The sequence below is a fragment of the Psychrobacter pacificensis genome (assembly GCF_900101915.1).
Lineage (GTDB): Bacteria > Pseudomonadota > Gammaproteobacteria > Pseudomonadales > Moraxellaceae > Psychrobacter > Psychrobacter pacificensis.
In genome coordinates this window covers 57,255-65,172 of sequence record NZ_FNAL01000017.1, presented here as the reverse complement: position 1 = coordinate 65,172, position 7,918 = coordinate 57,255, and the positions used below count along the sequence as shown (strand labels likewise).

The 7,918-nt window shown below is 43.7% G+C and carries 7 protein-coding genes and 1 pseudogene; 4 read left to right on the top strand and 4 right to left on the bottom strand.

The window, feature by feature from the left end; translation table 11 throughout:
* Positions 1-408: pseudogene (locus tag BLR43_RS10205) on the top strand (IS5 family transposase); the annotation flags it as partial.
* Between the two features lie 816 nt (positions 409-1,224).
* On the opposite strand, the gene BLR43_RS10200 reads toward BLR43_RS10205, so the two are convergent.
* Positions 1,225-2,229 (bottom strand): virulence RhuM family protein/type II toxin-antitoxin system death-on-curing family toxin, encoded by a 1,005-nt coding sequence (locus BLR43_RS10200; protein WP_071001565.1) that lies wholly within the window; start codon positions 2,227-2,229, stop codon positions 1,225-1,227.
* Positions 2,230-2,327: 98 nt separating this feature from the next.
* Positions 2,328-2,501 carry a hypothetical protein gene (locus tag BLR43_RS13630; protein WP_156770951.1) on the bottom strand — a complete coding sequence of 58 codons (174 nt, stop codon included), beginning with the start codon at positions 2,499-2,501 and terminating at the stop codon, positions 2,328-2,330.
* Positions 2,502-2,738: 237 nt separating this feature from the next.
* Here BLR43_RS13630 and BLR43_RS10195 point away from each other — a divergent pair, with 237 nt between their 5' ends.
* Positions 2,739-2,936, top strand: coding sequence for an HPP family protein (locus tag BLR43_RS10195; protein WP_227517172.1), 198 nt, complete (start codon positions 2,739-2,741; stop codon positions 2,934-2,936).
* Between the two features lie 95 nt (positions 2,937-3,031).
* Here the strand turns inward: BLR43_RS10195 and BLR43_RS10190 are convergent, their stop codons facing one another.
* On the bottom strand, positions 3,032-4,432 hold the full coding sequence (locus BLR43_RS10190; protein ID WP_093070924.1) for an aminotransferase-like domain-containing protein: 1,401 nt from the start codon (positions 4,430-4,432) through the stop codon (positions 3,032-3,034).
* 162 nt (positions 4,433-4,594) lie between these two features.
* On the opposite strand from BLR43_RS10190, the gene BLR43_RS10185 reads away from it, so the two are divergent.
* The gene (locus tag BLR43_RS10185) at positions 4,595-5,551 is read left to right on the top strand and encodes an EamA family transporter (RefSeq protein WP_071001563.1); all 957 of its coding nucleotides are present in this window, start codon (positions 4,595-4,597) and stop codon (positions 5,549-5,551) included.
* Here BLR43_RS10185 and BLR43_RS10180 read toward each other — a convergent pair.
* Complete coding sequence (locus tag BLR43_RS10180) at positions 5,548-5,841, bottom strand: DarT1-associated NADAR antitoxin family protein (protein ID WP_227517171.1); 294 nt, start codon at positions 5,839-5,841, stop codon at positions 5,548-5,550. The genes BLR43_RS10185 and BLR43_RS10180 overlap by 4 nt on opposite strands.
* 691 nt (positions 5,842-6,532) lie before the next feature.
* On the opposite strand from BLR43_RS10180, the gene BLR43_RS10175 reads away from it, so the two are divergent.
* Complete coding sequence (locus tag BLR43_RS10175) at positions 6,533-7,807, top strand: tyrosine-type recombinase/integrase (RefSeq protein WP_093070922.1); 1,275 nt, start codon at positions 6,533-6,535, stop codon at positions 7,805-7,807.
* The last annotated feature ends 111 nt before the right edge of the window (positions 7,808-7,918 follow it).

The following is a 7,918-nucleotide window of genomic DNA, read 5'->3' as shown; positions in this document are numbered from 1 at the left end:
TAATGCTCTGAATGACTCAGATTTAGAGTATGCCATGATTGATGGCACTATTGTTAAGGTACATCGTCATGGACAAGGCGCAAAAGGGGGGCTTGTCATCAGGCAATTGGCAAATCAAGAGGCGGTATGACCACTAAAATCATGGCAATGGTTGATGCATTAGGCAACCTTGTTGATTTTACTTTATTGAAAGGACAACAGCATGACATGGCTGGCGTTAAACCTTTAATTAAAGACAAAGAGTTTGGTGCATTGCTTGCTGATAGAGCCTTTGACACGGATTGGCTACTGCTAGACTTAGAAGAGCGTGGTAGCAAAGCGGTCATACCCCCTAAACGCTCTCGTTTAAAGCAACGAGATTTCGATAAAGAAATGTACAAGTGGCGTCACTTAATCGAGAACTTCTTCTGACGGTAATTGTCAACACACCCTAGTTTGCATCAATATTTATTTTACTCTCTTATACTTCATAAATTTATTTCTATTATTTGTAATTAACTCTGTATCATTGTTTTGGAGTATTTATAGTGAATCGCACAGGGATAGTCGCTCGCTGCTTCAATTAGCATGTGAACGGTGCGTTCTTTAATCTCAGGAGTGTAGGTTTGTCTTTTAATTGTCGTAATCTCTCAGAAGTTGAGTCTCCGACAATCCCGGTGAGGTTCATTCTACCTTAAATAATAATATCAGAGCTCTTATCACGCGCACCTACGAAAGTTTATCAAAGCTATTGAACTGGCAAAATATCACTCTATCTTTTGGGTGATCATCGAAAAATTCTTGATAAGTAGACTCAAGTCTTCGAATACTTATCTACTTTCATATACACTCTATAATAAATGAGAATTGTGGTACACAGTCTAAGTCAGATATTAAGGTTCATGAACCATTTATTTTCCTCCTCACTATAGAGCATTGTTTTTACTAGCTAATCATCTCTGTTAACTCGTGAACCTGACTTTAGGTACGCATAAGTTAAATAAGACATCTCGAGTAATTTATTTATGGAACCCATGATACTATCACAGCATAAATAAACTCTTATTTGATTAAGTTGTTAGCTATTAGAATTTAAAGATATTCTATCTAGCACTGCTCAATAGAATACTTTCTTGCTCCACATAAACAATCACCGTATAGAAAGACAGACACTATCCTTAATATCTGTCTTTCTATACGATGATACGAATCACAAAATAAAGCCAATCATAGTTATAATCGTTATCAGTTTTCTAACGACAGCATATTCATAATTAGCTTGATCAAAGTTTCTTTTTGACTGGGGTCAGACTCAGCAACCAATAAGGTTAACGCGGCAAGTCCAGTATCATTAATCACTGTATCGCCTTTACTGTCAAGTAGGCGCTGATTGCGATGCAAAAAGTCGATAAATAAAAATGCGCCGCTACGCTTATTACCATCAGTAAAGACGTGATTTTTGACCATAAAATAGAGTAAATGCGCCGCCTTGCTCTCAATTGTCGGATAAGCTGGCTCACCAAACACCGTTTGCTCTAATGTCGCCAAGATACTGTCCAAGCCATCGCCGCGCGGTTTGGCAAACAATACTGTCGCCTCACCTCGTGCTATCAGCTGCGCCTTTAGATGCGTGAGCGCTGCCATGGCCTCAACTGTACTGGGCAGAATACCGCCTGCCTGTCCTACTGGCGCATTGAGCAAGCCTTCGTCATAACGCTGTAACCACAAAAACGTCTGTGTGTAGCGGCTGATAATCTCAATGAGTCCGCGCCCTTCATCGGTGTGTAGCTCGGGGCTTTGGGCAGTTTTTTTGATGAGGGCTAGGGCTTGCTGTAGCTCGGCGGCGTTTTTGTCAAAGCGTTGTTCATTGATGGCATAGCCTTGTAGTAAGTACTCACGCAAACGCTGAGTCGCCCATATCCGAAACTGCGTGCCTTTTTTGGAATTGACCCGATAACCCACCGAGATAATGGCATCTAGATTATAAAAACGAATCTTACGGCGTACTTGGCGCGACCCTTCTTGGCGAACTACCGAGGATTCCTCGGTAGTTGCTGTTTGATCTAATTCGCCTTCTTTGTAAATGTTTTTTAGATGTAGTCCTATGGTATCTGAATCTTTGTCAAACAAGGTTGCCATTTGCGCTTGCGACAGCCACAGCGTCTCCTGCTCTAGGCGAATCTCAATCTGCGTTTGCCCATCATCGGTGGTGTATATTTCAAACTGATTGTCAGTGTTGGTGATGTCCAATTATGCCTCCTTTACCATGGCGACAGCATCTGTTCTAATACCGATACTACCAGCCAATACCTAAGACAAGCTATTTTATTAATTCTATAAAAAGCTCATTATTCAGTGGCAGTGGTTTTTTGATCGGTTTGCGCTGTCACAATAAGGCCTTCACCCCATACAAATAAAGTATCGGCTTTCTGCTGAGGGTGATGAGCGCCTACTCGCTCAAACTGAGCAAATAACCATTGTCTAACCTCCCTTTTGTGTTGATTGGCGATTTGATGCGGCATAGACTCAGCAGCTTAATATTCGGCGCACGCATTGATAAACATACATCCGTGAAAACCCTCTGATGAGCTCCAGTCGGTCAAAAATCCCAAACAGCTCCTAGCAACGTCTTCTGCTGGTTTGACATCCCATTTCTCACAATAACCTTTTAATTGCATCATAAACATCTGGTGATGATAGTGGCTTGGTGGCACACTTGCTACTGCATCCTTGCAGTGGTACGCAATAGTTTAGCACTGATGATGTTTCTAGGATCATTCGGTGCCAGCTATTTACTTATCTTTGCCTATTCTGCCAGCCCCTTTGCATGGCCAAGAAATGTCATCGGTGGACATGTTATCGCAACCTTTACAGGGCTTGTATTTATGACACTATTTGGTATTCAATGGTGGAGTATGGCAATGGCGGTCGGTACGGCCATTGCCATAACAACCTAGGTAAGAATAGCCAGTATCCAACCTATTGGTGGTAAATATTCACTGTAAGTAAAGACATCGTAGGCTGAACAGACATAGCAGGCAGGCTGGTATTGTCAATGATTCAAATAATCGCCCAGCCAAGCCAAAAATGCATCACTGCTCGTCGATACGTTCAGGCGCAGATAGGTTGAGGCACTGGCATCTGGATGAAATAAATGCCCCGGTGCCACTAGCCAGCCATCGCTATAGGCATCTAGTGCCAGCTGGCTGGTGTCTTGATGCGTATCCACCCACACAAAGAGGCCTGCCTGCGTATGCTCAGGATAGACAAGTCCGATCTTAGGCAATGCTATGCGCATCCGCTCATGCGCACGATATAACTGCTGCTGGCCTTTTTTGATTTGCCTGCGGTATTCACCATGCGTCCATAAGTGGTGAATCACGCGCTCACCAAACTCTGGCGTACTCATATTACTCAAGGTTTTGATACGCAGCACATCATCAATGAAATGATCGGGACAGACCAGTAAGCCAACGCGCCAGCCTGATGACATCGACTTTGAAAATCCTGTCGCATAAAACACGCGCTCGAACTGGTCAAGACTAGCATAACGCAGGACTTGACCACTCGGCAAAAACGCGGCGTATAAGTCATCCTCAAAAATATACGCGTCGTATTGATGAATAAGATTAAGCACTTGATGCGCCCGCGCAGGATGCAGATTATAAGAGGTGGGATTGTGTAGCACGCTGTTGGTCAAATACAGCTTTGGATGATACGTTTCAAACAGCTGTTGCATCTGCTCAATATCGGGGCCTTGGTGATCGCGCTCGACCGCGACAACATTGAGTCCCTGCTGTTGTAGACAGCTCGATAACCAAAACCAGCCCGGCCCATCGACCATCACCGTATCACCGACCTCAGTCAATAGTTGGGCAATCATAGTAATGGCGTGTGATATGCCTGCGGTGGTCATGACATTGTCTGTATAGGTCTGCATACCTAGCACATTCAGCTGCTGCACCAGTTGCTGACGCAGCGGCAAATAGCCTTGCACCGCGCTATAGTCATAGATGAAGCCGTCTGCTTGCTGGGTGACCTGCCGTATCGCCCACTCCATCTTGTCATTACGTATCCAGTCTCTAGGTAGCGTGCCCACGCCTGGGGATCGGTGATGCGGAATATCGCTCGACACTTGCTGTACCAGCCAGCGAGTATCTATGACTGGCTGCTTGGGGGCAACTTTTTTGTCACGGTTGGGCGGTACTAGTCTTGTCTGCTCATTCACATAATAGCCTGAGCTTGGCTTGGCGACCAAGACATTGGTTGCCACCAGTTGCTCATAAGCTTGCACAACGGTGAAGCTCGATATACCCATGAGTTTGGATAGTTTTCGCACCGATGGCACACGCTGGTTGGGCAAGTAAATTTGCCAATCAATGCGCTGCTTTAGCCATTCAGCGACGGCAGCAGTCTTTGTTAAGTTAGGATTGAGCTTGTAGTTTTCGACCATGATAAAAGTACTTATCGTTGATAATAAAAATCTAAAAAATTGTCACGCTAAGAGCGACTATACACTTTGTTCATCATAAGTGAAACTGTATCGGGTTTGTTGTGGTCATATAAACTATAGTTGAGACATTCCATATGGATCGTCATTATTTAGGATGACACTATGAACCCGATATACACTGCACTGGCTGTACTGGTTACCTTTATTTGGGGTGTGAACTTCACCTTTATTGCATGGGGATTAGAGAGCTTCCCGCCACTAATGCTCACTGCCCTACGCTTTTTCTTTACCGCAGTGCCCTTGGTGTTTTTTCTTAAACCGCCTACCTTTAACCGTACCTTACTCATCTATGCTATCGGTACCTTTGTCATGCAATATGCCTTTGTATTTACGGCCATGCATCTAGGTGCGTCACCGGGTTTGACGGCGTTGTTGCTACAAATGCAAATTTTTATCACTGTGTTGTTGGCGTACTTTATCTTGGGTGAAGCAGTCAGTCGCATGCAAGTCATCGGTATGATGGTTGGGGTATTGGGCCTTGGTGTGATTGCGCTCAATCTCGGCGGAGATATGCCTGTGGCTGGATTTGTCTGCATTTTGATTGCCGCAGTGGGCTGGAGCTTTGGCAACATTGCATCCAAGCAAGCCTCAGCACAAGCGACCTTAAAAGCGGCACAACAAAAAACAGCAACAGCACCTACCACCGTTAAAAACAAAACCTCTGCTTTGTCTGCTCTTGCACTGGTCGCATGGGGCGCTCTGATCGCTTGCGTGTTTTTGACGTTATCTTCGCTTATATTTGAGACCGATGCATGGCAGCTGGCAACCTTTACCGAAGCGTCGATGAAGTCGTGGCTGTCGCTTGGGTTTATCGTGTATATCTCAACCCTAGTCGGCTTCGGACTCTGGGCACATCTACTCAGTCAAAATACTGCCTCCAAGGTTATGCCATTTGCTCTATTAGTGCCGGTATTCGGTATGACAACGTCCGTAGTGCTTACGGGCGAAGTTGTAACGTGGTGGAAAATGCTGGCAATGATATTGATATTGTCGGGGTTATTACTAGCAAATGTGAAATTTGGGATAAGGAAAAAACCTGCTCATAAGTACGGAGTCTAATAGTTCACTCTTAGATAAATGGATAAACGATAGTTAGTGATCTTTAAACTAAACGGACTCAGCGGAAAGCTCAGCTTATTGCCAGATTTACTGGATAACTCCAAAACATGCTTAAAACCGTATTTTTTACGAATGACTTGATGCATATCATTGGTAGATTTTTTCTTTTGTCTGGTCGCAAATCCCACATGGCGTTCAAATCTGACCATGTCTGTTTTTACTAGATTGTCGCTGTTGACTCTCGGCATAAAGACAGGCTTATGCTCTACCCCATTTTGTCTGTGTGCCATAGGGTGATTTTTTTTGCTCCATAATAGGCTGCCTTATATCCATCGTCTTTTATAAATTTTCAGTTATCTTTTCGGTCATCGCTACTTGGTTTATAGATGCTAAATCCAAACGCCGCGCGCACAACGAGAACGAGGCAGTTTATCTTATTATGCATCATTTATCTGCCCTATTTTAAATTTACCAATAGACTTGCTGAGTTTTGTTTTTATGAATACTTAGAAAATTGGCTTTTAGTCGTTTTACGTGCCTGCACTGATATTAGACCTTAAAACAGTACCTTCCAGATTTGCACAGAATAGTACTATGACCCTGATTTTTATATTCTGTGCGTGTACGCGACCGTGTTTTTTTTAATAAATCCGCGCTATCGTTTACCAAATGGACGATTCGCCTTATAAATCCCTCCAAGTATGTGCCGAAATGATGAGCAAAAAAACGGTGCTCAACCCAATAAGCGCGCGGTCTACTCCTTATTTCCTCAATATGCTACAATTATCCCCAAGTGAGCCTTGGGGATAATTAGCACATAAATCCTTTTGTATAAAAGGCCTGTAATATTATCATAATAAATATCGGTGTCCATATCAGTGTCCAAATACTCTTTGGCTTTTTACAGGAGGGTATTTTCATAAGTTATCGAATTTGCATAAACTATCACGCATTTACCTCATAAAAATTACGGATAAGAACATGGCTGTCGACAACATAAATGATATCAATAAACTTGAATGTCGAGATAAGGATTACTCGGTCAGTGTCTCAGGTATCGCGGGTCTAAGTCTACGTGTCTATCCAAACGGTAAAAAAGAATACTACCTGCGCTACTCTCATCCACATGTCGATGGTAAGCGACCCAGAATGATGCTCGGCAAGGTTGAGGACATCAGTCTATATGAGGTCAAGTACAAAGCAGAGACCATACTTAATACGGTCGCAAACGGCTCTGACCCTAAAGCCATACAGCAAAAAGAGCAAGTGAATAAGTATGCTCACCTAAAGAACGCCACGTTCGCTGACATTGCGCAAGCATGGCGAGATCACAAAACATCCAGTCGTCAGCAAAGCAAATCAAAAAAACCTGCGTTTAGTGAGTCGACACTCAAATTTTGGGATTTGTGCTTGGGATACATGTGCCGTGATATTGGCGATCTGAGAATGAATGATATCACCAGTGAGATGATATTAAGTGTGTGTGAAGCAATCCAACATAACGACAATCAAGCGACCTTCGTTGGCGCCAGTACGCGGCTGTATACGGAAAAAGTATTTTCATTCGCTGTCGCACGAGGATTATGCGATAAAAATGTAGCGATTGACACCCGTGGCGAGTTGGCACCTGCCAATTCAGGCAATCACTTGCCAGCTATTACCAAGCCCGATCAGTTTGCGACGCTTTTATATGAAATGTCCAATTTTAAAGGGGCAAGCAAGCTTACATTAGAAGCCATGAATTTATTGCCTTATGTGTTTGTCCGTAGTATTGATTTACGCTCTATGCGCTGGCAGGATATCGACTGGGATAATGATACATGGGCATTCTTCCCGACCAAAGGCGAAGGTCGCGACGACATGGTGTCGCACTTAGTCGTGCCATTAGCGACGCAAGTGATTGCGCGATTACGAAACATTCAATCTATCACAGGACATAAAGAGTATGTCTTTGCCTCAATGCGCGGTTCAAGCAATGCTTATATCAGCAAAGCCACACTGGTACAGATATTTCACCGGCTTGGATACAAAGACGTGCAATGCGCGCATGGCTTTCGGGCCTCGGCCAAAACCTTGCTTATGGAACAGCCAGAGTTACGCTACTCAGACATCGTCACAGAATTACAGCTGGGTCACAGGATAAAAGACACGCACGGCGGGGCTTACAACAGACTTGATGAAATCGATACTAGGGTAAAGATGATGCAAGATTGGGCGGATTATATAGATAAGCTGCGAGATTACGCTAAGACGTAAGCCAAGTGAACTCGAGCTAAGAATTGTTTGAAAAATAGACGGGGCGTTAAATACACTATAATATGACGAACATCAATTGATAAAAAATTGCTTTGAGCGTCAGACATAACT